Consider the following 23,986-nt stretch of genomic DNA (forward strand, 5'->3'; position numbering starts at 1 on the left):
GGGGGGGGGCTTGGGTCACGGTCTAGCCCGTGCACGCCTCACTGAGCGGATCTTTGTAGAGCAGCTGAATTATGGTTTTTCCAGATATTTGCTGTATAGCAAATTGTCTGTTGCCACATCGGCGTGTTCGATGCGACGTACACCTGAAAAAAGAAGTCAGGAGATTTGGGCGTGACGGAGTTCAAAGCCTGAAGATGCTCGAGGACGAAACCGCTAGGTTGAAACGCATCGTTGCCAACCTGCCCCTGGACAAACAGATCTTGCAGGGGGGCGTTGGAAAAAAGCTCTGAAAGCTGTCAAGCGGCGTGAGCTGGCCGGTGGATGTACGAAAGTCGTGTCGGTTGGCGCTGCCGCGACCCTCAGTCTGGTGTCAGAAGAGTGAGGCCCGCGATCAAAGCGCACTACGTCTGCGCATCAGAGAGATCGCGATGGGCCGTCTATGAGTCGGGTATTTGCGCGTGCTGGTCATGATCAAGCTTGAGGGCTGGCATGTCAGAAAGAAGCGGCTCTATCGCCCTGCTCGGTTGGAAGGCTTGCAGCTTCGCATGAAGGTCAAGCGCGGCAAGCGCATCAGTCTTGCAGCATGGTCGCCCGACACCAAGCGACGGGCCTGAATCAGCGGTGGAGCATGGAGTGCGTGCGTGACCAGATACTCGATGGGCTGGCATTCCGAGCGCTCACGGTGATCGATCAGTGGAGTCGCGAGAGCGTGTCTCTAGCGTCCAACTTCCGGCTTACCGGCAGGTGTGTAGGAAAGCCCATGGACAATGGGCTGATCGAGTCGTTCAATGGCTGCCTGCTTGACGATTTCCTGAATTGAGTTCATCACAATGCAGGAGACTTGTGAGATGCTGAAGGCATGGCAACATGACTACGACCATCACCTTCCGCACAACTCGCTCGGCAAGCTGAACCCAAGCGATTTCATCAAGAAGAGGTCAGATCAACAGATGGCATGTCGCTCAACCCCAGTTTGGGAGTGATTGCATATGGGAGAAGTCAGCGTTAAATGTTATGAATGATGGTTAGTCAATTGACGAGGGGTAATACAAATATTTGAGAGGAATGGTTGGATGTATTATTATGTCTTCGCAAATCAGCATTCAAGATTTAATATTTGGAAGTTGAAATATAAATCGCTGAATGATTTTCGCCATTTGCTGACGCAGAGAAAAATCTAGGATTAGAAAAATTATGACTAAAATTCCATTTAATGTATCAGCTAGGGCTGCGATTCTGATAGGACGGGAAAATATAGCCAACTCCAAGGGGGCAATTATTGAGTTGGTGAAAAACTGTTACGATGCTGACAGCCCGTTTTGCCTCATTTATGTTGATAACAAGCTCGCAGTTCTTCATGAAAAACTTAGTGAGCAGCAGAAGTTAAGAATGATTTCGGAAGGGATTAAGCAATCCTATTTCAATCGTCTCTATGAAAAGTCCGGCAGTAATTACATACTGAATGCAATGGCCTCACCTCGGTATCTTAATGCATTTAAGAGGAGGATAAAAAAACTAAGCACATTGTACATAATAGACGCCGGAGATGGAATGTCGCGAGACATCATTCTGAATCATTGGATGACTATTGGCACTGATAACAAACTTTTCGATTATCACACGAAGTCCAAACGTGTTAAATCCGGGGCAAAAGGAATCGGCCGATTCGCTCTTGACAAGCTTGGTGCGAAGTGCACGATGACCACCATTCCAGATCTCAAGAAGTATTCTGCCGCAACAGACGTTCCGCTAGATGGGAGCATCTGGAGCGTAGATTGGCGTGATTTCGAGGGAGGGCGTAAGACGATCGATGCTGTGACTGCCTCATTGGACGCATTGAAAAATTCCGACTTGATTTCGTCTACACGTAGCGCAGAGTACGATTTTGATTTGGGATATCTTTGGCAATGGCTAGAAAAGATAGATTATGGAACCAAGGAAGGTTTGCCAAAATTGGAGGAATTTGACAACTTTTCACATGGTACCGTATTAAAGATAACGAACTTAAATGACGACTGGAATCAAGAACTAGTTACACAAGTTTTTGAGGATTTGGAGATATTAGTTCCTCCTAAAGATATTGAAAATTTCCGTATATTCTTGATTTCTTCTCTAGAGTCAAATAGGTATGGAGAAATTCTCGGTCCGGATTGTGAGGACTTTGACTACAAAGTTGAGGCGAGAGCAAATAACAATCAAGAAGTTGAGATCACTATTTTTCGAGAAGAGTATGATTTTGAAAAAATACCATCCGACTTCTACGATTTGGATAGTACTAAGAATAATATACCAAATTTTCCAGATAGAAAATGGCAGAAGACTTATAGCTTCTCTGAGCTGCTTTCTGGGTTTAATGACAATGACGGTAATCTCAGTAAAATAGGGGCTTTCGATTTTAATTTCTATTTTTTAAAACGAACATCTACAAGTAGGGATTCCGCGAGATTTTTCTATAAAAATATATCGGATAAGAGGAGAAAAGATTGGCTCAAACAATTCGCTGGAGTAAAGATATACCGAGATAATTTTAGGGTGAGGCCATATGGAGAGATTAAGGAGGCAGCATTCGATTGGCTTGGTTTAGGTTTGAGGCAATCTTCCAATCCTGCAGGGGTCGCCAAGGATACTAATGGCTATAAGGTACGGCCCGAGAACGTAGCTGGTGCTATTCGGATTTCGCGTTTAACTAATCTTGAATTCGAGGATAAGTCGAGTCGAGATGGTCTTCAAGAAACGAAGACTTTTCGTGTCTTCAAGAATTTGATAATTAGTATTGTTGCGAAGTTTGAAGAGGATCGATCTTCAATTGCCAAGGAATTTTCTGCATATTGGAAGAGTCATCCTTCCAGCAACGCTGAAACGAATGAGGAAACGGAGAATCTGGCGAAGAAAATTATTAAACGAGAACAGGAGAGAAGAAAAAAAACTCAGTCACGTGCAGTGACTGGCGTCGAAATAAGAAGTACAAATGCCAGCAGCGACGAAAATAAAGATGGTGTCACTGATAATACCTTCGGTAGCGGCAGCAATAACAGCAACGGTAGCAGCAGCGATAGCAATCAGCAAGAAGACGATCTTGCAATTTTGGTCCGTTATGTCGAAGGCGTGGCTGAAGAGAATGAGAAACTATTGGAAGAGCAGAAGCTCTTGCGCGGAATGGCTAGCAGCGGTATCGTGGCCGCTTCGTTCGGACATGACTTGAGTAAAACCAAAGATAGCCTGAATACTCGATTTGATGAGCTAACAGACCTGTTGGCTCATAAAGTAACTCCAGTTGATTTCGAAAATTCGGATATTTTTGATAATCCATTCGAATTTATCAAGGAGATGAAAAGAGATGATCGAAATATTTCAATGTGGCTGGGATTTTCACTCGGTTTTGCTAGAAAAGATAAGAGAAAACGAAAGCAGATATTTTTAGATCAATTCTTCAAGTCGATAGAAGTGGGCTGGAGAGAGACGCTTTCAGAGCGTGGAATCGAGTTGTTTGTCGATTGCCCGGATGACTTGAAGATGAAAATATTTGAAATTGATTTTGATAGTATTTTCCTAAATTTACTAGTCAACTCAATTGAGGCATTTAAGTTATCAAAAATCCAAGGAGAGCGAAAGATATTCATTAAATGCACAGAATCGGAAGCCAAGATTGGCGTGGAGTATATGGATACAGGGCCGGGCCTGCCAGATCATTTGACCGACCCAAATATTATTTTTAAGCCGATGTACACAACAAAAAGGGATTCTGTTGGGCAAGAAGTGGGAACTGGGCTAGGAATGTGGATAGTAAAGGTCATTTCCGAAGAATATCAAGCTAATGTCAAGCTGCATCCCAAATCAGAGCATCTCGGTTTTAATATTTCATTTGATTTTCCTCAAAAATATAAGAGTAAAGGCTAGTATATGACTTATAGCATCCTTTTTATTGATGAAGAGCAAGCGGCACATCGCAGCTTCAAAAGGGATTTTTTGGATGTGAATAAAGAGCGTTTTACTGGAACTTATATTTTTCCACCTCCAACCCTAGAAGAGATGATGGAGAAGATTTTTGAGGCGAATCCAGATGTTGTTCTTACAGACTTTTCGCTAAACGACAAAAAAAGCGATCTGCCATCAGTGTACACAGTCGAATTTAATGGAGGAGATATCGCTCGTGAACTTCTGAGCAGACGCAAGAATTTTCCTGTATTCATAGCTACGTCATTGGGCGACGATGCGGCTCGCGATGGCCATGATGTCAAGTTAATTTACGAAAAGTACGGAAGTTTCAAAGAGAGTAGAAGTGGGGATCAAAGTCCGCCGGATGCCCAGCATTTGACGTTCTCTGACAAAGTCTATTATGAAGTATTGGCTCATAAGCAATTTATTGAAGCTGCGTCAGCAGAATTTGATGCCATTATTGATAAAAGAAGATCTGAAGAGTTGAGTCTAAAGGAGGAAACGCGCCTCATAGAGCTCGATTCAATTTTGGAGTCTTATATCGACATGAAATCAAAGATGCCGGACGAACTGCGCGTGACTTCTAACATAAAAAGGTTGGATGCATTGATCACGAAGGCGGAAGAGATTCTTAAGATGAAGAGAGGCCAGCCATGACTAAAGTTCAATTTCGTGAATTGTCTCCCCAAAGGCGCTGCACAAAGACCTACAGCACATACGGCAGCTATAAACAATACTTAGCAAGTGATTTTAATAATAGATGTGGTTATACGGATAGTCATCATATGTGGTTCGGTGGTCTAACGACGTTTCATATTGATCATTTCAAACCACACAAGAAGTTTCCTCAATTAAAAACGACGTATTCGAATCTCGTATACGCATGTTCTTACGTAAATATTCTGAAATCGGATGACGATCCAAATAATTATTTGGATCCCTGCACCACTGACTATAATCAACACTTTTATAGAGATGCGTACGGGACAATTTACCCGAATGAACAAAGCCGAGAAGCTATTTATATGCATAAGAAGCTCAAGCTTGGGCTTGCTCGCTACAGGGTAATTTGGGTGCTTGAGAAATCTGACAAGCTATTGAAAGAGTTGGAGGAATTAGAAAGTACTTTGGAAAAAGAAAGCGAATTGGAATTTTATAAACTATATTTTAAATTGACAAAAGAGTTTAGGGCTTATTTTCACTATTTAACGAAGTAAATTATAGAAATACCGATCACCAAGGGTATATATGACCTGTCCTTTGCTGACTTACCAATCATTAGTAGAGAGGTCCAAGGGTTGGCAGGTCAGGCCAGCATGCCTTGGTGCAACTGCTGCCAGCAACCAGCGGAGTTACAGTCGCGCAAGCGCTGCCGGCAAGTCATGCTGCCAAGTATTTGGGTAAGGTCTTCTCAGGGAATACCTGTTTACAGCACGAATAGGATGCCATTGATGGCGGCTGCATCGGTTAGCGAGCGTGCGCAGAGAAGGCGCGAAGGCTCGGATCAGGGGTTGTAGCTATCGCGACAGTTCTTTGCTTATGTGTCACCGTGCGATGATGGCAGCGAACATAACTGCTTTGCTGAGGGCGTCTGAGGACGTGGTGTTAGCCAATCTAAGGCGCGCAGTTTTTTGGCGTAAATCTCACTGCTTGATAAGCATTTGTCACTAGCTCCTCTTGACTTTTAGAGTCAGTCCACATCTTTTTTAGAGTTGAGGGGCAAGGTAAAGGCAGCGCGTTCAGTTCGAAGATTGAGACGTTGCTTGCTCCTGAAATAGATCGAAAAACGCAGTCGATAACTTTGGTGCGAAGGAGTTTGGAAAAGTCTTCTGGGGACCAACCTTTATCTTCATGTTGCTCAAGTATAATTACATGATTTTCACAGACGAATCCACTATGTGTGGCAAGCCATTCTTTTGGGATTGGCGCAGATACGAGTCTTCTGCTTTGGTCGCTTGACGTTAGTCGTTGCAGGAGAACTGATGGCAAGGTTGAAATTCCCGCTGCATTAATAGAGTCCACGGCTACGAAAAGTTCAGATCTGGAAATCCTTTGCTCGCGGCCATGGATGAAATTGCCTGAGGGGGAAATATCTGTTGCCCATACCAAAGGAAGTGCAATGCGTCCTAGTGTTAGTTTCTCTTTGGTTTTGAATCTGGTGCGAGTATCTCGATATGCGACGAGACTTCCTATTCGAGCAATATAACCATAGTCTACGAGCCTAAACGGCGAATTCTCCGCATTAATCAGCGTGTTGGCATCATTCACTGCGCGAGGTATTGCCCAGGGCTTCCCAGAGTTTGAGAGGCGATAGACGCCAGTACTCGCAAATTCCCCTGAATCTTCCAATACATAAACACTGGTTGATGTCATGGCTGAATTTGTAGTTGAACATGGGCGAAGAGTGGTGACAGTGGTTTCCTGTTCTACATTTAAAAAAGTTGCAGATCTATTGCTTAGCATGTCGATTTGCAATATGTTTGACCTTAATAGAAGGTTTGCTCGAAGCTTTGAGAAGTATTGGCCCGAGAGATAACTTGTCGGTGTTAGTAGTCCAACATGCCCCCCAGGTCGGGTTAGTCGCAAAGATCTGTCGATAAATAGGCCATAAATATTTGGCTGACCTTCTAGGATGTCACGATATTGATCTGCATATTTTTGTACCTCATGTGCTTTTAGTTTTCGATAAGGTGGGTTGCACGCAACAACGTCGTACTGGCCGAGAGGTCCTTTCGCCGCGAGGCCATCAGTGTGCCTGATGACGATAGAAGGCTGATAACCAGCTTGCTTTATGAGAGGCGATAATGCCATCAGCAAAAATTGCTGAGATAGGTATATAAGTGTTTCATCAAGGTCGCTTCCACTTAGTTTGGTTTCGATCCACTTCAATGATTCACTGGGGCTTTTTCCGCTTAGTAGATGAGACTCAGCCATGCGCTGAGCAATAGGTACGAGGAAAGCTGCGCCGCCGCACGCTGGGTCATGCCAGTGGTCGTCATTTAAGCTGGCACCATGATTTACAAGATTGCTAATGACACGATCGGCAAGTCGTGGTGGTGTGAAGAAAAGTGATCTGGCTGTTCTGGTTTCGGAACCTACCCATATTGCATAAGCAGTTGCCAGCCAATAAGCAGCTTCATTGAAGATCTCTTGGGTACGGAGCCACTCTGCAAACTGCTGGACTGATTCCTGTGCTATTAAATCTTTACAGCCCTGAGGCATGCGGGCAGCTAAATGAGGGTAGTCCGCCTTCTGCCAGTAATAGAGCACAACTTTGACGAGCGCCTCGGCATCTTGGGAATGGTTGCCGATAAGTTTCCCTAGTTCACGGACTCGACGTAAAAATTTAAGCCTAGCTGCAGGTATCACCGGATTGCCACAATGTTGTTTTCAAAAAAGACGCATAAGCTCCTAGCAGGCCTGCGCACCCTGGTCCTCGATTTCCAACACGAGGTACACATACGGAGCTTACGCGACAACTGCCGAGGGTTACCGCAGGCTCTCCCATGTTGGGGTTGCCTGTACGTGTGAGTGCGGATCTTTGAGATCAGAAGTTCGTTTAGTTTGTGCCCATCGCAGGTACTAGCTGTGAGTGTTGCTCTTTCACGGGTCTAGAGCTACACCGAACCCGGCCCTCCCAACATCTCCTCAGCCCTCCCCATCACCTCAGCCGCGCTACACCCCAGCCCCCGCGCAATCTTGAACACGATGACCAGCGTCGGCATGTGCTCCCCACGCTCCACCTTGCCCATGTGAGAGCGCTCGATATCGGCGAGGTTGGCCAGTGATTCCTGGGAGATGCCGCGCTCGTTGCGAAGGGCGCGCACCGCCGCGCCGAAAGCCCGGGCAATGTCTGCATCAAATGAAGTGGCGCCGACTGGACGGCCGCGTTTGACAGGACGCTTTTGCATGGGCAAGAGCGTCAGTTTTTGATGCAATTTAAACCACGTTATATTTAACTCTTTTGTTGATCTTGGGCTGCTGCTGCCTTGCATCCGGCACAGCTCGGTACGAGGCCGAGACGCAGGCTTCAATCATCAGAGGAGGCTTCGATGGATCAAGACATCCGCACCGTTTCTCAACCCAACCTCGACGACCTGGCCATCGACGCCGTCCTGCACCTGGGCGCTGCCCTTGAAGTGCTGGAGCTGCACGCTCGCCACAAGGTCACGGCCATCAACTGCGTGTGCCGCGACCTGCTGCGCATCTACTACGCCAAGGCCGATCAGGCGCAGTCGCTGGAGCCGCAGGACAAGGAGCTACTGGGCCTGCTGCACGACACGGCGGTGGACCTGGGCTATGCCGTCGAGGTGGTGGACCATCTGAATGGCGACGAGGCCGATGACCCCATCCTCTATGCCGTGAGCTATCTGCTCAAGGCGGCCAAGCGGTTTGCGGATGAGGGCGTTGCTGTGGCGCTTGCCGTGAAGGGGTAGGGCGCAGGGCTGCCGCCTGCGTTGCAGGGGCGGGGCTTCAAGGGCAGGGTTTGAGGTGGGCCGCCGTGGCCTGCTCGGTCAGCGGGTCTTCGGCCAGGGCCTGCAGCAGCGCGTCCAGCAGGCCGGGAAAGCGTGCGTCCAGGTCTTCGCGGCGCAGGGAGAGCAGGTTTTCGCGGCCATCGGGGCGCTGCCAGATCACGCCGCTGTCGCGCAGCACGCGCCAGTGGTGGGTCATGGTTGATTTGGACTGGCCCTGCAAGAGCGAGCCGCAGGCGCGCTCATGGCCTGCAGCCAGCGCGCGCACCACGGCCAGGCGCAGGGGGTTGCCCAGGGCGTTGAGCAGGTTTTCCAGGCGTATCTGTTCGCGGTCGGGGTGGTTGGCAAGCATGAATCGTCCAGTCGATGGGGCGCCACTGTGCCATGGAAGCAATGCCGCACGTCGCTGATGCGGCGTGGCGCGGGCAGTTATCTGGCAGACAGGGGCATGGCGTGGTGAAAACATGAATCGTTCTGCAAGAAGTTGCGGAAGATAGTACGATTGTCTTCGTACATTCCAATTGTCATCAACCCTCATTCAACCCCCGCGAGAATCCGACCCTTCGAACCGGCAGATCACGCACTTACGCTTTCGTAGCACCCAGGAGTCCTTTCATGGCCCGCCATACCCCCATAGAACGCTATCGCAACATTGGTATCTCCGCGCACATCGATGCCGGCAAGACCACCACGACCGAGCGCATCCTGTTCTACACCGGGGTGAGCCACAAGCTGGGCGAGGTGCACGAAGGCGCCGCCATCATGGACTGGATGGAGCAGGAGCAGGAGCGCGGCATCACCATTACCTCGGCGGCCACCACCTGCTTCTGGAAGGGCATGGACGGCCGCTTTGACCAGCACCGCATCAACATCATCGACACCCCGGGCCACGTGGACTTCACCATCGAGGTGGAGCGTTCCATGCGCGTGCTCGACGGCGCCGTCATGGTCTATGACGCCGTGGGCGGCGTGCAGCCGCAGTCCGAGACGGTCTGGCGCCAGGCCAACAAGTACAAGGTGCCGCGCCTGGCCTTCGTCAACAAGATGGACCGCACGGGCGCGGATTTTCTGCGCGTGCGGCAGATGATGGTGGACCGCCTCAAGGCCAACCCCGTGCCCATCGTGCTGCCCATTGGCGCAGAGCAGCAGTTCACCGGCGTGGTGGACCTGCTCAAGATGAAGGCCATCATCTGGGACGAGGCCACGCAGGGCATGAAGTTCGAGTACCAGGACATTCCCGCCGCCATGGTGGCAGACGCCAAAAAGTGGCGCGAGTCCATGGTGGAAGCGGCTGCCGAGGCCAGCGAAGACCTGATGAACCGCTACCTGGAAGAGGGCGACCTGCCCGAGGCCGACATCCTGCGCGGCCTGCGCCTGCGCACCATTGCGGGCGAGATCCAGCCCATGCTGTGCGGCTCGGCCTTCAAGAACAAGGGTGTGCAGCGCCTGCTGGACGCCGTGGTCGAACTCATGCCTTCCCCGCTGGAAGTGCCGCCCGTGGAGGGCCATGCGGAAGACGGCTCCATCATCGTGCGCCATGCCGATGACAGCGAGAAGTTCTCTGCCCTGGCCTTCAAGCTGATGACCGACCCCTTCGTGGGCCAGCTCACCTTTGTGCGCGTCTACTCGGGCGTGCTCAACAAGGGTGACAGCGTGCTCAACTCCGTCAAGGACAAGAAGGAGCGCATCGGCCGCATCGTGCAGATGCATGCCAATGAACGCCTGGAGGTCGATGAAATCCACGCCGGCGACATTGCCGCCTGCGTGGGCCTGAAGGACGTGACCACGGGCGAGACCCTGTGCGACCCGTCCGCGCCCATCGTGCTGGAGAAGATGGTCTTCCCCGAGCCCGTGATCGCCCAGGCCGTGGAGCCCAAGTCCAAGGCCGACCAGGAAAAAATGGGCATTGCCCTGTCGCGCCTGGCGGCCGAAGACCCGTCGTTCCGCGTGCGCACCGATGAGGAATCGGGCCAGACCATCATTGCCGGCATGGGCGAGCTGCACCTGGAAATCATCGTGGACCGCATGAAGCGCGAGTTCAACGTGGAAGCCAACGTGGGCAAGCCCCAGGTGGCCTACCGCGAGACCATCCGCAAGAAAGTCACCGATGTGGACGGCAAGTTCGTGCGCCAGTCCGGCGGCAAGGGCCAGTACGGCCACGTGGTCTTCACGGTGGAGCCGCAGGAGCCCGGCAAGGGCTTCGAGTTCGTCGACGCCATCAAGGGCGGCGTGGTGCCGCGCGAGTACATCCCTGCGGTGGAAAAGGGCGTGGTCGAGGCCCTGACCAGTGGCGTGCTGGCCGGCTACCCCGTGGTGGACGTCAAGGTCACGCTGACCTTCGGCTCGTACCACGACGTGGACTCGAACGAAATGGCCTTCAAGATGGCGGCCATCTTCGGCTTCAAGGAAGCGGCGAGAAAGGCTAGCCCCGTCATCCTGGAGCCCATGATGGCCGTGGAAGTCGAGACGCCCGAAGACTACGCCGGCACCGTCATGGGCGACCTGTCCTCGCGGCGCGGCATGGTGCAGGGCATGGACGACATGGCCGGCGGCGGCAAGTCCATCAAGGCCGAAGTGCCGCTGTCCGAAATGTTCGGCTACGCCACCTCCCTGCGCTCGCAAACGCAAGGCCGTGCCACCTACTCCATGGAGTTCAAGCACTACGCCGAAGCACCGCGCAACGTGGCCGAGGCCGTGATCAACGCGCGCTCCAAGTAAAAGAGCTCCGCGCCACAGGCCAGGCCGTGAGGCCATGGCCGTGGCCGTGGCCGTGGCCCTCCCGTATGTCCACGCCTGCGTCGGGCCGCCTGCGGGGTTGCAGTCCTGCCGCAGGACAGGACTGCCTCGTCATCTGACTTGCCGTGATTGTTTGAACGTAGCGCGCAGCGCGAAGAGAGTTTCACGGCGAACCCCGCAGGCGGCCCGGCGCAGGTTGCCCGCAGCGAAGCGAAGGGACGTGGACATTCGGGTCGCCTTCTTTGATCTGACCTTTCTTGGCGAATCAAGAAAGGGCAGTCGGCCGCCGGGCCGAGACCCGGCCTCGAAAAGAAACCCCCCGGCAGGGGCAAAAAGCGCACCGAACCCGCGCCCAACGAAAAACAGCTCCTTCAAGGAGCTGTTTTTCATAAGAGAGGAGAAGCCGGAATCAAGCCTCAGGCTGCTGCTCAGATTCAGCAGTTTCAGCATCAGCGACGGGAGCCGCCTCTCCAGAATCAGACAGCGCCTGCCGCACACCAGCCTTCTCACCAGCCGAAGCAAACTTGCTGTACTTGCCAACGATGCCGACCAGCGCACCATAAATGCGCGGATTGCCCGCCAGGCATTCCTTCTGTTCCAGGAAATCCGCCTCGCCCGTGAAGTTGCCGACCAGGCCACCAGCCTCGGTCACCAGCAGGCTGCCGGCGGCCACGTCCCAGATCTGCAGGCCGCTTTCGAAGAAGCCATCGGCAAAGCCGGCTGCCACGTAGGCCAGGTCCAGCGCGGCGGCGCCGGGGCGGCGCACGCCTGCGGTTTCCTGCATCACGTCGCCCAGCATGTTCATGTACTGCTTGAAGTTGTCGCCACGGCGGAAGGGGAAGCCGGTGGAGATCAGGCTGTCCTTGAGCTGGATGCGCTTGGACACGCGGATGCGGCGGTCATTCAGGTAGGCGCCGCGGCCGCGCGTGGCCGTGAACAGGTCGTTGCGCGAGGGGTCGTACACCACGGCGTGCTCCACCTTGCCCTTGAAGGACAGGGCAATGCTCACGCAGTACACGGGGAAGCCGTGGATGAAGTTGGTGGTGCCGTCCAGCGGATCGATGATCCAGACGTAGTCGGAGTTCTTGGCGCCGAACTCGTTGCCCGATTCCTCGGCCAGGATGCCGTGGCCCGGGTAGGCGCCCAGCAAGGTTTCGATGATGGCCTGCTCGGCCGCCTTGTCCACCTCGGTCACAAAGTCGTTGACCTGCTTTTGTGCGACACGCACGGATTCCACGTCAAGAGCCGCGCGGTTGATGATGGCGCCGGCGGCGCGTGCGGCCTTGATGGCCACGTTGAGCATGGGATGCAGGTTGGTCGACATAGATTGTGAGGCGTTGGCGGAGCAGCGGCTGTGCAAGGAGAGGACGGTCCTCTCTGGCAAAAGCAGGCTGTTTGACGCGGGTAAGAACGGAAAAAGCCGCGTCCGGCGATGCGGGGCGGCGACAATAGCGCGCAATTTTACCCGCCTTGTCCGTTTTGTGCTGCGCAACCTGTCCCGCCTTGGGGGCTCTGCCGGCGCCGGCAGGCCAGCGATGCCATGAAAACCCGATTCGTACTGATAGAAACCAGCCACGCCGGCAATGTGGGCGCCGCCGCCCGCGCCTTGAAGACCATGGGCTTTGACGACCTGGTGCTGGTGCGCCCGCGCTGGCCCAACGTGCTGCGCAAGGAAGAGACCATCCAGCGGGCCAGCGGCGCGCTGGACGTGCTGGGCAATGCGCGCGTGGTCGAGACGCTGGAGGAGGCGCTGGACGGCATGAGCCACCTGTGCGCCACGGCCATGACGCCGCGCGACTTCGGCCCGCCCACGCGCACGCCGCGCCAGCATTTCGAGCTGCTGCTCAGCGGGGCGCTGGATGTGCCGGCTGCGCCCGATGCGCCCGATGAAACGGCGCCGCCTGCCGATGCATCCGTGTCGGCACCGGCTCCCGCGCCGCGCTGCAACCAGTCCGGCGTGGCCTTCCTGTTCGGCTGCGAGCGCTTCGGCATGAGCAACGACGATGTCTACCGCAGCGATGTGGCGCTGTCGATTCCGTCCAATCCGCAGTTCGGCTCGCTGAACCTGGGGGCGGCCATCCAGGTGGTAGCCTATGAATGGCGCCAGGCGCTGGGCGGCTTTCCCGTGGTGGAGCACACGCCCGCGCCGCAGCGTGCCGACGCGGCCCAGGTGGCCGGCATGCTGGGCCACTGGGAGCAGGCGCTGGCCCATATCGGCTTTCTCGATCCGGCTGCGCCCAAGAAGCTCATGCCGCGCCTCAACCAGCTTTTCAACCGCTCGCAACTGACCGCCGAGGAAATCCACATCCTGCGCGGTGTTGCGAAGGCCATGCTGCAGAGCACCCCACCGAAACGCTAGACTGAGCGGTCTTGTCAACAATAACCAGCCCCTAGATGCTTGACCGCCTGCGCTCCGATATCCAGTGCATCCTCGACCGCGACCCTGCGGCACGCAGCACCTGGGAGGTCATCACCTGTTATCCGGGTCTGCATGCGATCTGGTTGCAGCGCCCGGCGCACTGGTGCTGGAACCATGGCCTCAAGTGGCTGGGGCGCTTCATCTCGCACATCGGCCGCTGGCTCACCGGCATCGAGATCCACCCCGGCGCCGTCATCGGCGAGCGCGTCTTCATCGACCACGGCATGGGCGTCGTCATCGGCGAGACGGCCGTGGTCGGCGACGGCTGCACCATCTACCACGGCGTGACCCTGGGCGGCACCTCGCTTTACAAGGGCGCCAAGCGCCATCCCACGCTGGGCCGCGATGTGGTGGTCAGCGCGGGCGCCAAGGTGCTGGGCGGCTTCGAGGTGGGCGACGGCGCCAAGATCGGCAGCAATGCCGTGGTCATCAAGCCCGTGCCCGCAGGCGCTACCGCCGTGGGCATTCCGGCGCGCATCATCGCCAGCAAGAACGGCCACAGCGCCGATGTGACCGAGCACGACCTGGCATCGGCCAAGGCCGAGTCCATCAAGGTCCCGTCGGCTGCCGCGCCCCAGCCGTTCACGGCCTACGGCATCACCCAGGAAATGGACCCCGTGGCCCAGGCCATGCGCGGCCTGAGCGATGGCGCGGCCGCGCACGAGCAGCAGATCGCGCTGCTGTGGGAGGCCATTGCCAAGCTCTCGGCCGGCAGCAAGGTGGGCGACTGCGTGCCCTGCGAGTCCGAGCGCCCGCAGGCGTTCCAGAAGGACAAGATCGACCAGATCATGGGCAAGTAGGCCTGCAGAAGATCACCCAAGATCCCCAAGATCCCCCAAGAAGACCGGAGACTCCGACCAGCATGAACGTTGAACAGGCCTTGCATGCGCGCCGCTCCGTGCGCGCCTTCCTGCCCCAGTCGCCCGATGCGGCCCTGGTGCGCTCCCTGATGGAACAGTCGGCACAAGCGGCCTCGGGCGGCAACCTGCAGCCCTGGCGCGTGCTGGCGCTGACGGGCGAGCCGCTGCAGCAACTGCTCACCGCCGTCGCCGAAGCCGAGCCCCAGGACGCCCAGCCCGGCCTGTCCTACCCGCCCAATCTCTGGGAGCCCTACCGCAGCCGGCGCTTTGCCAATGGCGAAGAGCTGTACCAGTCGCTGGGCATTCCGCGCGACGACAAGCCCGCGCGGCTGGAGCAACTGGCGCGCAACGGCCAGTTCTTCGGCGCGCCCGTGGGCCTGATCGTGGCGGTGGACGAGCGCATGGGCCTGCCGCAATGGGTGGACCTGGGCATCTACCTGCAGTCCTTCATGCTGCTGGCCTGCGCCAATGGCCTGGCCACCTGCGCCCAGGGCTTCTGGCGCCGCTACAACGACGCCGTGACCCAGGCGCTGGCGCTGCCCGAGGGCTACCACGTGGCCTTTGGCATTGCGCTGGGCTACGAGGACAAGGAAGCCCCCATCAACGGCTGGCGCGCCACGCGCGCACCGGTGGCCGAATGGGCACAGATGCGCGGCTTCGACTGAGCAGGGCTTTCAGGCCCCTGGGCAAACCCGCAGGGCAAGGGCGCCTTGCCATCCCCTATACTGCGCTCTGCTCCGGGGTGTGCTGATGCACTGAGATGCCAACCGGTCCATGCGCTGCATGGGCCAGGCGGCGAACCCGACGAACTTGATCCGGTTGATACCGGCGGAAGAAGAGCGGGACCCTGAAGCGGGGCCGAAGTCAGAGGATGGAAGTCCGCCACGGCGGATACACGCAGGGCCGCAACGGCCAGGCAGGCCACCATCCGATGCGCATCGGCCCTTGCCAACCAAGGCTGCTCGTGCGCCTTGGCGTGCGTGGCAAGCAGGGGCCAAGGCCATACGGCCCTGGCAGGCCCACACTGGCATAGCCCGGTGCGCGGCCTTTGGCACAGCCCAAGGAGTGTCCGGTTCCCGGAGCGTTGTTGATCGACGCTTTGAACGCAAGGAACCCGACATGAACGCTCCCGATTCCATCTTCACCCCCGCAGCCGGCGAAGCTCCAGACGCACAGCGTTTTTCCGACCTGCTGGCGCAGTCGCGCAAGCCGTTCCCGGCCTCCACCAAGAGCTATCTGCAAGGCAGCCTGCATGCCGGCCTGAGCGTGCCCGTGCGCGATATCCAGCTGACCAATGGCGAGCAGGTCAGCGTCTATGACACCTCGGGCCCCTACACCGACCCGGCCGTGGCCATCGACGTGCGCAGCGGCCTGCCGGGCGTGCGCAATGCCTGGATCGAGTCGCGCGGCGACAGCGAGTACTACGCCGGCCGCCTGCGCCAGGCACTGGACGACGGCGGCAAGCGCGGCGAGGAAGACGAGCGCGTGGCCCGCCTGCGGGCCGAGGCCGCATCGCTGCAGCGCCAGCCGCGCCGCGCCAAGAGCGGTGGCAACGTCACCCAGATGCACTACGCGCGCAAGGGCATCATCACACCCGAGATGGAATACGTGGCCCTGCGCGAGAACGGCCGCCGCGAATGGATGGCCGAGTACCAGCAGGACGCCGCGCGCGAGGCGCGCCTGGCCGGCAACGGCCTGGGCGCCGCCATCCCCAAGATCATCACGCCCGAATTCGTGCGCGACGAAGTGGCGCGCGGCCGCGCCATCATCCCGGCCAACATCAACCACCCCGAGATCGAGCCCATGGCCATCGGGCGCAACTTCAAGGTCAAGATCAACGCCAACATCGGCAACTCAGCCGTCACCTCCAGCATCGAGGAAGAGGTCGAGAAGCTGGTCTGGGCCATCCGCTGGGGCGCGGACAACGTGATGGACCTGTCCACCGGCAAGAACATCCACACCACGCGCGACTGGATCATCCGCAACTCGCCCGTGCCCATCGGCACCGTGCCCATCTACCAGGCGCTGGAGAAAGTGGGCGGCATTGCCGAGGACCTGACCTGGCCCATCTTCCGCGACACCCTGATCGAGCAGGCCGAGCAGGGCGTGGACTACTTCACCATCCACGCCGGCGTGCGCCTGGCCTACATCCACCTCACGGCCCAGCGCCGCACGGGCATCGTCTCGCGCGGCGGCTCCATCATGGCCAAGTGGTGCATGGCCCACCACCGCGAGAGCTTCCTGTACGAGCACTTCGAGGACATCTGCGACATCATGAAGCAGTACGACGTCAGCTTCTCGCTGGGCGACGGCCTGCGCCCCGGCAGCGCCTCGGACGCCAATGACGAAGCCCAGTTCGCCGAACTCAAGACCCTGGGCGAGCTGACCCAGCTGGCCTGGAAGCACGACGTGCAGACCATGATCGAAGGCCCCGGCCACGTGCCCATGCACATGATCCAGGCCAACATGACCGAGCAGCTCAAGCACTGCCACGAGGCGCCGTTCTACACCCTGGGCCCGCTGACCATCGACATCGCCCCCGGCTACGACCACATCGCCAGCGCCATCGGCGCGGCCATGATCGGGTGGTTCGGCACCGCCATGCTGTGCTACGTCACGCCCAAGGAACACCTGGGCCTGCCCGACCGCGACGACGTCAAGCAGGGCATCATCGCGTACAAGATCGCAGCACACGCGGCCGACGTCGCCAAGGGCCACCCCGGCGCCCGCGCCCGCGACGACGCGCTGAGCCAGGCGCGCTTCGACTTCCGCTGGCAGGACCAGTTCAACCTGGGCCTGGACCCCGACACCGCCCAGGCCTACCACGACGAAACCCTGCCCAAGGACAGCGCCAAGGTGGCGCACTTCTGCTCCATGTGCGGCCCCAAGTTCTGCTCCATGAAGATCACCCAGGAAGTGCGCGAATTCGCCGCTGCCAAGGGCGTGGCCGAGCAGGAAGGCATTGCCGCCGGAATGCAGGCCAAGGCCGAGGAATTCAACCGTGCCGGCGGGGAGTTCTATATCCCCATCGTGGCGGCCAGCAGCGATACGACGGCGCGTTGAAATCCGTTGACTCCTGATCGGGAATGCGCCGTGTAGGCTGATATTTCCCCGCGGCCGATCCAGTGCTGGATCGCATCCCTGACACCGCAGGCGCTGATGTGCCTGCGGTGTTTTTGCTTTGGGGTTCAAGGCGAAGGGCGTAGCCGCTGATCGACAGGGCCTGATACGAGAGTTGCCGCCCAAGCACCTCGCAAGGCTGAATATTTGCAGAATTTAAATAGTTATCAACTATCGAAATTAAATTATCAATATTTTGATGAAGAACTCATGCCACGAAGCGTCGCACAGGCGACACGTTTTTAGAAACTGCTAGCCAGGCGGCCGCTTGTGCCGTTGCTTCGTATTGAAGATAGATGTGGTGCCATGCTTTTTATTGAGGTAATATGAAATGCGGTAAGAGGCGGCGCGACGTATGCGGCATACCGATAGAAAAATGAATTCCCGAAAAGGGTATTGAATTCCTCTCGAGACAAAGAATACGCCTGGAATAATGCTGAAACAGGACCCATGAATAGTGACCATGCGCATTCTCCTGATCGCTTACGAATTTCCCCCGATAATTTCAGGTCAATCGCTGCGATGGTTTTATCTGGCAAACGAATTTGCAAAACAGGGTATTGAAATCCATGTGCTCTGTCCGAATATGCCGGCGCTACCTCCATTCAGTGAAGAACTTCATGGTGATGTGATCGTGCATCGAACATGGGCCGGGCCGTATGTGGGTGTTTCGCAGAGCATCTATCTGCTCATGTCCAGATTGAAGAATCAGAAGGACTCTCCAGGCAAGGTCGCTCCAGTGGATCCATCGCACCAGACTACCACCTTGTTGAAAATATACCGTTGGGGTCGGCAGTTTCTCGATCGAATCATATTTCCCGATCTCCGGAGTGAATGGGTTTTTTCTGCCTCGGTGCGATTGATCCAGTTGCTTGGATCGAAATCATATAACGCAATTGTGTCTTCCCATGAGCCTGGTGCGAGCCTGATTCTGGGATTGCTAGGCAAACGGATCTCCCAGCTACCCCTCATTGCTGATCTGGCCGACCCGGTTGTTGCGCCACATGCGCCAAAATGGCGCTACCGCTTTGACCTTGCCTTTGAAGCCATGGTGCTCAAGCGGGCCGACGCCGCCGTTGTGACAACGGAAGCTGCTTCCGAATTGTTCATGAATCGCCATGGCCTGCAGGATATCCGTGAAAAATTCTCATGCGTGACACAAGGCTTTCCAAGCAGAGGTGAGAAAAGCACTCATATCGGTCATCGGTGCTCAGAACTACTGAAAATAGTCTACACAGGGAATTTCTACGAGGATTTCCGATCGCCAGCGCAACTTGCCATCGCTCTGAAGTCGCTGGAAGACTTGACTATTCAGGTTGATTTCTACGGAAATCACACTGCCTATCAATCGCTGTTCGAAGGAATTGGGCATGTCATATTCCATGGGGCCGTGAATCATCACATCTGCCTGATGGCTCAACAGAGCTGTGACGTTCTTCTCAGCCTGGGTAACCGACAGGCATTTCAGGTTCCGGGGAAAATTTATGAATACTTGGGCGCGGGAGTTCCCATACTGCATATTGCCATGTCTGAAACGGACGAGGCCGGACTGTTGATTTCGAATGTTGGCGCCGGATGGGCTGTGTGTAACGAATCAGGCCATATAGCGGGGGCAATAAGAGATCTCCATGCAAAGTGGCTGGAGAATGGTTTAAAAGGCGCGCTGGCACGCCGTGAAGATGCCATTGAAGAATATTCCTGGAATCGAAGAGCAGCTCAATATGCAAAAATCATAAGGCGAGTCGCTGATATTTCGGGTGGCATCAACTGATTTATTTTGCGAAGAGAAATGAAAATCAAGTTGCTAACGACATTATTATTTGAGCTTAGGTAGCACTGCACTTGGGATACGAAAATATGACTAAATTTGAGTCAGATACGCAAGAAAAAAAGAGACCATGGCGCATAGGTATCTTTGGTACTTTTGACGTTCAAAACTATGGAGATTTGCTTTTTCCGATACTTGCGGATATGGAGCTTTCGCAACGGCTGGGTTCGGTGGAATTGATTCCGTTTTCATACCATGCCAAATCTTTGGAGGATTGGCCATACAAGGTGATTTCTCTTGCCGATCTGCCCAACATGGCGATTGAACTCGATGCCATTTTGATAGGTGGTGGTTTCATCATTCGCTTCGACTCATTCGTCGCGCCTGGATATGTGCCGACCGAAGCGTGGATTCATCATCCCACAGGATATTGGTTGACCCCAGCCTTGATCGGGGTCCATCTTGGAATACCGGTCATCTGGAATGCTCCGGGCATGCATTGCAATGAAATACCGCAGTGGAGCCATCCGTTGCTTTCCTTGGTGTTGCAGTGCAGCCCCTACATTGCGGTGCGTGATGAGCCCAGCAAGAAGGCACTGGAACAATTCGTGGATCATGACCGTGTGAAGCTGGTTCCCGACACGGCATTTTCGTTGGGTCAGCATATGAATGGCCACCCTGCGCAAGAAGAGGCCAGAATTCTTAGGGAGCAACTGGGCCTGAGGAAGCCTTATGTAGTCATTCAGGCGACCCAGAATCTGGAAAAATTCACAGACCACATCAAACGGTTTCGTTCCGAGTTGCCAGACCTCGAATTTCTTCTCTTGCGTCTGGGCCCGGTGCTGTGTGACCATGAGGCGTTCATTGATCGAGAATTGCCAAATACCTACAGCCTGCCTGAATGGCCATCGCCCATGGTTCTCGCGGCACTGGTCGCAGAATCAGAAGGTGTTGCTGGTCATAGTTATCATCTTGCGATAACTGCACTTTGTGCAGGAATTCCTGTATTTACGCCCAGTGATATTTCAATAGGGAAATTCACCGCACTGTCGAGGTTCAGCACCGTGTATCCATTGTCTACGATGGATTGTGATGATCCACACTGGCTGAGCAGTCGTATTGGTCGAAAGAGTCCATTGGATTTGATGGCGAATGCGCGGGATGAAGTGAGGCAGCATTGGGACCAGGTGGCTGATTCCATCAAGTCCAGCGGCTCGAGTTCAAGGATCGCAATGAACAAATTCCTGATGTCACTGCCGTTTCTTCTTGAGAGTGATAAAAGCGGAACGGCGGAGACGGGATTGCAGGGGAAAATTGATTGAGTCAATGCAGGCCTGCTGATGATTCATTGAAAGAGCGTCCGAGGTCATACCAACCAGCCATTCGATTCGGATCCATCCTATCAATTTCCATGGAAAATAATACTGAAGAGCAATCGCTATGTTCCTCCACTGTCGGTATCCCAGAAGGGGAGGTAGATCAGTCCGGCATGGGAGGGCAATCTGGAGTTTCACGTGGGGAAATCCTCGCCTTGCGACAGACCATTGATGAGCTGGAGCGGGAGCTGAAACACAGCAAAGATATCATTGCATCGCGTGATGTGGGGATTGCATGGCTCAGGAGCGAAGTTGCTGCAATAAAGTTGACGCTTGAGCGGCGAAGGAAAAGCTTCCGATACCTGATGGTCGATGGCCTGCATCTGATTGCAGACCGCTCCCGATTGGCTCGAAACCTGGGGAACATGCTGCTACCCAGCCGGTTAAAGGCCCTGTTGCACTCGGAGTCTCTCAAGAACCAACTGTCAAGCCAGCTGCACGCCCTTCAATCTCTGCAAGGAGATGAGCAAGCATTGTTTCCTGGGGTCAGCAACGGGAAAATGGATATTGTCTGTTTTGCCAACATCGAGTGGTCTGCCCGTTACCAGCGGCCGCAGCATATCATGTCTCAATTCGCGGCCAAGGGGCATCGCATTTTCTATATTGCGCGCTCCATCATGCCGGCACAAGGCGAACCGTATGTCATGAAGCAGGTTGCCTCGAATATCTATGAAATAGGGCTTGAGTTTCATGATTCCGAAGACTTCTATGCGCACAGGATGTCTCAGGAAAATAGGGGCGCCGCCAACAGATCATTGGCACGGTTGATGGTGGACGCCAAGATCAGAGAGGCGCTGATCGTTGTTCACCTGTCTTACTGGACAGCATTGGCGGTCGAACTCCAGCAGAAGCGAGCCTGGCGCCTCCAATACGATTGCATGGATGAGTGGGCAGATTTTCCAGATATAGGTCAGCAACTTCTCCAGGAGGAAGAAATCCTGATCGACAAAGCTGATCTCGTGACTGTCACGGCTTCCTTGCTTGAGAAGAAGTGGCAGGCCGCCAGCAAGAAATGCATCCTGGTCAGAAACGGGGTGGAGTTTGAATTTTTCTCGTCCAACTGTGTGAAGAATGAGCTTCTGGCACACTTGGAAAAACCAGTCATCGGATTCTACGGTGCACTGGCTCCCTGGGTTGATTTCCAACTCGTGCATTATTTGGCGGCACACCGCCCGAACTGGAGCTTTGTGCTTGTCGGCGATTGCTTCGTCAAGGATCTGGCTGGAATAGATCGGTTGCCCAATGTGCACTTGCTGGGGAAGAAGGCCTACGAATACATGCCACGCTATCTGCATGGCTTTGATGTCTGCCTGATCCCATTCAAATTGAACAAGGTCACCCATGCGGTGGATCCTGTGAAATTCTATGAATACATAAGCGTGGGCAAGCCCGTTGTCAGTGTTCCTCTGGAGGAGATGACAATATATGGAGACTACGTTTACTTCGCCCGGGAATATGCGGATTTCCTGAACAAGGTCGAGGTTGCGCTGAAGGAAAATGATCCAGGTCTGACCCAGCGCCGAATTCAGCTGGCCAAAAATAATGACTGGCACCACCGCTATCTTTCAATGGAACAGGCGCTGCAGACCTTGTATGAAAAATGTTCCATCGTCGTCGTCAGCTACAACAACGCCGATCTGACGCGACAGTGTATTGAGAGCATTGTGGCCCGTACGATGTATCCCAACTACGAAGTGATCATCGTGGACAATGCTTCCCAGGATGACACTCGTGACATGCTACGGAGCATGCAGCGTCAATTCCCGGGCTTGAAGTTGAAATTGATCATCAACGATCAAAACCGTGGCTTCGCTGCGGCCAACAACCAAGGCATTGCGCAGGCCGAGGGGAAGTATGTCGTACTCCTCAACAACGATACCGTGGTCACCAACGATTGGCTGGAGTCCATGCTTCGGCATTTGCAGAACAGTGACATAGGTCTGGTAGGGCCGGTAACCAACTCCGTGGGAAATGAGGCGAAGATCGCCGTTGACTACGTCAATATAGAGCAAATGCACGAGTTTGCCGCTCGCTATACGATTGCAAACGAGGGGCGTCACTTTGAAATTTCCGTATTGGCCATGTTTTGCGTGGCAATGCGTCGTGAGGTGTTCGATGAAATCGGTGAGCTTGATGAAGCGTTCGGCATTGGCATGTTTGAAGATGATGACTACTGCCGCCGAATACAGGCGGCTGGGTATCGGACTGTGTGTGCGGAAGACTCCTTTGTTCATCACTATGGACAAGCTTCGTTCAAGAAGCTGATTGACTCAGGTGAGTATCAGGCGATCTGGGACCGGAATCAGGCGTATTTCGAGAAAAAGTGGGGTGCATGGACGCCCCATACCAATAACCGCAACACCGAAAGGCTCACATGATTTCTGACGAAGAAATTACCGCGGCGCACTGGTCAAAGAATGTGGCGAGCTCCGATGCGTTTTCTCCGCAACTGTACTGGCTTGCCATTCCGGCCGTACAGCGGCGTTTTCAGAGAAAGGCCTGTGCCGGTACCCGGCATGAATGGTGGGGAACCTATTGCATGGAGGAATTTTTTGATCGCCCGCAGTCCTCCGCAAAAATGTTGAGCATTGGTTGCGGAAGTGGCTCTCTGGAACGCGAACTGTTCCGGTTGAACGCTTTTGGAGAATTTGATGCCATTGATATTGCCTCTGGCGCCATCGATATTGCCAGAGCCGAGGCTCGTTCAATGGGGGCAGACAATATCAACTATTTTGTCAGGGATGTTCAAAGCGTCCCGCTGGGAAGCGGGATCTACGACGCTGTCTGGTTCAATGGATCTCTGCACCACATAAAGCATCTGGAATTGGTTTGCCAATCCGTTCGTGCGGCACTTAAGCCTGGGGGATGGGTGTTTTTCAATGAATACGTAGGAGCAAATCAGTTTGCGTTCAACGAATTCCAGCGTACCGTCATCTCCAGCGCGTTTCAATTGCTGCCACCTGCGTATCGTCGGTCTTTTCAAGTGGAACATTTTGGAAAGGTGCAGCATGCAGTCCAACTGCCCGATCCGATTGAAGTGGCAAGGGTTGACCCGTCCGAGGCCATCAGGTCACAGGATATACGAAAAGTACTGTCCGAGAACTTTGTTGAATGTGCATTAAATCCCTGTGGTGGGAATATATTGCAATTTGCCTTGCACGGAATTGCTGGAAATTTTGTGGAAAGCAACCCGCGTTCAATGGCATTGCTTGAAATGCTGTTTCAGATAGAGGATGCGTTGATCTCGAACAGTTTTCTTGAATCGGATTTCGCTGTCGGTGTCATGAGGGCTCCCTGAT

General features: G+C 54.8%; 19 protein-coding genes, 1 pseudogene and 1 riboswitch. Of the genes and pseudogenes, 14 read left to right on the forward strand and 6 right to left on the reverse strand.

The features are described from left to right. Positions 1 to 452 precede the first annotated feature (452 nt). The 4 genes from ACM14_RS32165 (at position 453) to ACM14_RS31800 (ending at position 5,153) form a co-directional block, all read left to right on the forward strand. Positions 453 to 614: a hypothetical protein gene (locus tag ACM14_RS32165; protein WP_175403302.1), complete on the forward strand. Its 162-nt coding sequence runs from the start codon at positions 453 to 455 to the stop codon at positions 612 to 614. Between the two features lie 580 nt (positions 615 to 1,194). Beyond that, entirely contained in the window at positions 1,195 to 3,897 is a 2,703-nt protein-coding gene (locus tag ACM14_RS30910) for an ATP-binding protein (RefSeq protein WP_084027441.1), read from the forward strand. A gap of 3 nt (positions 3,898 to 3,900) precedes the next feature. Next, positions 3,901 to 4,593, forward strand: coding sequence for a hypothetical protein (locus ACM14_RS31795; protein ID WP_139093489.1), 693 nt, complete (start codon positions 3,901 to 3,903; stop codon positions 4,591 to 4,593). Next, positions 4,590 to 5,153 carry an HNH endonuclease gene (locus ACM14_RS31800; RefSeq protein WP_139093490.1) on the forward strand — a complete coding sequence of 188 codons (564 nt, stop codon included), beginning with the start codon at positions 4,590 to 4,592 and terminating at the stop codon, positions 5,151 to 5,153. Before ACM14_RS31795 ends, ACM14_RS31800 begins: the two co-directional genes overlap by 4 nt. Before the next feature lie 95 nt (positions 5,154 to 5,248). Here ACM14_RS31800 and ACM14_RS32515 read toward each other — a convergent pair. The 3 genes and pseudogenes from ACM14_RS32515 to ACM14_RS24425 form a co-directional block, all read right to left on the reverse strand. Beyond that, positions 5,249 to 5,477: pseudogene (locus tag ACM14_RS32515) on the reverse strand (transposase); the annotation flags it as partial. Between the two features lie 73 nt (positions 5,478 to 5,550). Then, positions 5,551 to 7,305: an Eco57I restriction-modification methylase domain-containing protein gene (locus ACM14_RS30915; RefSeq protein WP_139093491.1), complete on the reverse strand. Its 1,755-nt coding sequence runs from the start codon at positions 7,303 to 7,305 to the stop codon at positions 5,551 to 5,553. A 248-nt stretch (positions 7,306 to 7,553) separates the two neighbouring features. Next, positions 7,554 to 7,847 carry a helix-turn-helix domain-containing protein gene (locus ACM14_RS24425; protein WP_065347580.1) on the reverse strand — a complete coding sequence of 98 codons (294 nt, stop codon included), beginning with the start codon at positions 7,845 to 7,847 and terminating at the stop codon, positions 7,554 to 7,556. Between the two features lie 141 nt (positions 7,848 to 7,988). On the opposite strand from ACM14_RS24425, the gene ACM14_RS24430 reads away from it, so the two are divergent. After that, a complete protein-coding gene (locus ACM14_RS24430; RefSeq protein ID WP_065347581.1) occupies positions 7,989 to 8,372 on the forward strand; it encodes a hypothetical protein in 384 nt (127 codons plus the stop codon). Positions 8,373 to 8,409: 37 nt separating this feature from the next. On the opposite strand, the gene ACM14_RS24435 is transcribed toward ACM14_RS24430, so the two are convergent. Further along, the gene (locus ACM14_RS24435; protein WP_012204227.1) at positions 8,410 to 8,760 is read right to left on the reverse strand and encodes a helix-turn-helix transcriptional regulator; all 351 of its coding nucleotides are present in this window, start codon (positions 8,758 to 8,760) and stop codon (positions 8,410 to 8,412) included. 263 nt (positions 8,761 to 9,023) lie between these two features. Here ACM14_RS24435 and fusA point away from each other — a divergent pair, with 263 nt between their 5' ends. After that, complete coding sequence (fusA, locus tag ACM14_RS24440) at positions 9,024 to 11,126, forward strand: elongation factor G (protein WP_065347582.1); 2,103 nt, start codon at positions 9,024 to 9,026, stop codon at positions 11,124 to 11,126. A 129-nt stretch (positions 11,127 to 11,255) separates the two neighbouring features. Here the strand turns inward: fusA and ACM14_RS31805 are convergent, their stop codons facing one another. Then, entirely contained in the window at positions 11,256 to 11,594 is a 339-nt protein-coding gene (locus ACM14_RS31805) for a hypothetical protein (RefSeq protein WP_139093492.1), read from the reverse strand. After that, on the reverse strand, positions 11,554 to 12,468 hold the full coding sequence (locus ACM14_RS24445; protein WP_016449664.1) for an inositol monophosphatase family protein: 915 nt from the start codon (positions 12,466 to 12,468) through the stop codon (positions 11,554 to 11,556). The genes ACM14_RS31805 and ACM14_RS24445 overlap by 41 nt, the downstream gene beginning before the upstream one ends. Positions 12,469 to 12,684: 216 nt before the next feature. On the opposite strand from ACM14_RS24445, the gene ACM14_RS24450 reads away from it, so the two are divergent. The 8 genes from ACM14_RS24450 (at position 12,685) to ACM14_RS30930 (ending at position 23,985) form a co-directional block, all read left to right on the forward strand. Further along, the gene (locus tag ACM14_RS24450; protein WP_065347583.1) at positions 12,685 to 13,503 is read left to right on the forward strand and encodes an RNA methyltransferase; all 819 of its coding nucleotides are present in this window, start codon (positions 12,685 to 12,687) and stop codon (positions 13,501 to 13,503) included. A 35-nt stretch (positions 13,504 to 13,538) separates the two neighbouring features. Beyond that, complete coding sequence (gene cysE / locus ACM14_RS24455; RefSeq protein ID WP_017407425.1) at positions 13,539 to 14,363, forward strand: serine O-acetyltransferase; 825 nt, start codon at positions 13,539 to 13,541, stop codon at positions 14,361 to 14,363. A gap of 62 nt (positions 14,364 to 14,425) precedes the next feature. Further along, positions 14,426 to 15,088: a nitroreductase gene (locus ACM14_RS24460; RefSeq protein WP_013803520.1), complete on the forward strand. Its 663-nt coding sequence runs from the start codon at positions 14,426 to 14,428 to the stop codon at positions 15,086 to 15,088. A gap of 63 nt (positions 15,089 to 15,151) precedes the next feature. Then, a riboswitch (TPP riboswitch) is annotated at positions 15,152 to 15,277 on the forward strand. Between the two features lie 265 nt (positions 15,278 to 15,542). After that, positions 15,543 to 17,486, forward strand: coding sequence for a phosphomethylpyrimidine synthase ThiC (gene thiC, locus ACM14_RS24465; RefSeq protein ID WP_047218741.1), 1,944 nt, complete (start codon positions 15,543 to 15,545; stop codon positions 17,484 to 17,486). A gap of 520 nt (positions 17,487 to 18,006) precedes the next feature. Next, a complete protein-coding gene (locus ACM14_RS30920; protein ID WP_084027443.1) occupies positions 18,007 to 19,314 on the forward strand; it encodes a glycosyltransferase in 1,308 nt (435 codons plus the stop codon). Between the two features lie 86 nt (positions 19,315 to 19,400). Further along, complete coding sequence (locus ACM14_RS30925; RefSeq protein ID WP_084027444.1) at positions 19,401 to 20,633, forward strand: polysaccharide pyruvyl transferase family protein; 1,233 nt, start codon at positions 19,401 to 19,403, stop codon at positions 20,631 to 20,633. Positions 20,634 to 20,722: 89 nt separating this feature from the next. Further along, positions 20,723 to 23,065 carry a glycosyltransferase gene (locus ACM14_RS24485; RefSeq protein WP_084027445.1) on the forward strand — a complete coding sequence of 781 codons (2,343 nt, stop codon included), beginning with the start codon at positions 20,723 to 20,725 and terminating at the stop codon, positions 23,063 to 23,065. After that, the gene (locus ACM14_RS30930) at positions 23,062 to 23,985 is read left to right on the forward strand and encodes a bifunctional 2-polyprenyl-6-hydroxyphenol methylase/3-demethylubiquinol 3-O-methyltransferase UbiG (RefSeq protein ID WP_217491968.1); all 924 of its coding nucleotides are present in this window, start codon (positions 23,062 to 23,064) and stop codon (positions 23,983 to 23,985) included. Before ACM14_RS24485 ends, ACM14_RS30930 begins: the two co-directional genes overlap by 4 nt. The last annotated feature ends 1 nt before the right edge of the window (position 23,986 follow it).

Source organism: Delftia sp. JD2 (assembly GCF_001682645.1).
Taxonomy (GTDB): domain Bacteria; phylum Pseudomonadota; class Gammaproteobacteria; order Burkholderiales; family Burkholderiaceae_C; genus Comamonas; species Comamonas acidovorans.

What these genes read in the sequence shown, in the direction of transcription:
- ACM14_RS30910 (WP_084027441.1), top strand. Translation starts at nt 1,195, where the DNA reads ATGACTAAAATTCCATTTAATGTATCAGCTAGGGCTGCGATTCTGATA.
- ACM14_RS31795 (WP_139093489.1), top strand. Translation starts at nt 3,901, where the DNA reads ATGACTTATAGCATCCTTTTTATTGATGAAGAGCAAGCGGCACATCGC.
- ACM14_RS31800 (WP_139093490.1), top strand. Translation starts at nt 4,590, where the DNA reads ATGACTAAAGTTCAATTTCGTGAATTGTCTCCCCAAAGGCGCTGCACA.
- ACM14_RS24425 (WP_065347580.1), bottom strand. Translation starts at nt 7,847, where the DNA reads ATGCAAAAGCGTCCTGTCAAACGCGGCCGTCCAGTCGGCGCCACTTCA.
- ACM14_RS24430 (WP_065347581.1), top strand. Translation starts at nt 7,989, where the DNA reads ATGGATCAAGACATCCGCACCGTTTCTCAACCCAACCTCGACGACCTG.
- ACM14_RS24435 (WP_012204227.1), bottom strand. Translation starts at nt 8,760, where the DNA reads ATGCTTGCCAACCACCCCGACCGCGAACAGATACGCCTGGAAAACCTG.
- fusA (WP_065347582.1), top strand. Translation starts at nt 9,024, where the DNA reads ATGGCCCGCCATACCCCCATAGAACGCTATCGCAACATTGGTATCTCC.
- ACM14_RS31805 (WP_139093492.1), bottom strand. Translation starts at nt 11,594, where the DNA reads ATGCTGAAACTGCTGAATCTGAGCAGCAGCCTGAGGCTTGATTCCGGC.
- ACM14_RS24445 (WP_016449664.1), bottom strand. Translation starts at nt 12,468, where the DNA reads ATGTCGACCAACCTGCATCCCATGCTCAACGTGGCCATCAAGGCCGCA.
- ACM14_RS24450 (WP_065347583.1), top strand. Translation starts at nt 12,685, where the DNA reads ATGAAAACCCGATTCGTACTGATAGAAACCAGCCACGCCGGCAATGTG.
- cysE (WP_017407425.1), top strand. Translation starts at nt 13,539, where the DNA reads ATGCTTGACCGCCTGCGCTCCGATATCCAGTGCATCCTCGACCGCGAC.
- ACM14_RS24460 (WP_013803520.1), top strand. Translation starts at nt 14,426, where the DNA reads ATGAACGTTGAACAGGCCTTGCATGCGCGCCGCTCCGTGCGCGCCTTC.
- thiC (WP_047218741.1), top strand. Translation starts at nt 15,543, where the DNA reads ATGAACGCTCCCGATTCCATCTTCACCCCCGCAGCCGGCGAAGCTCCA.
- ACM14_RS30920 (WP_084027443.1), top strand. Translation starts at nt 18,007, where the DNA reads ATGCGCATTCTCCTGATCGCTTACGAATTTCCCCCGATAATTTCAGGT.
- ACM14_RS30925 (WP_084027444.1), top strand. Translation starts at nt 19,401, where the DNA reads ATGACTAAATTTGAGTCAGATACGCAAGAAAAAAAGAGACCATGGCGC.
- ACM14_RS24485 (WP_084027445.1), top strand. Translation starts at nt 20,723, where the DNA reads ATGGAAAATAATACTGAAGAGCAATCGCTATGTTCCTCCACTGTCGGT.
- ACM14_RS30930 (WP_217491968.1), top strand. Translation starts at nt 23,062, where the DNA reads ATGATTTCTGACGAAGAAATTACCGCGGCGCACTGGTCAAAGAATGTG.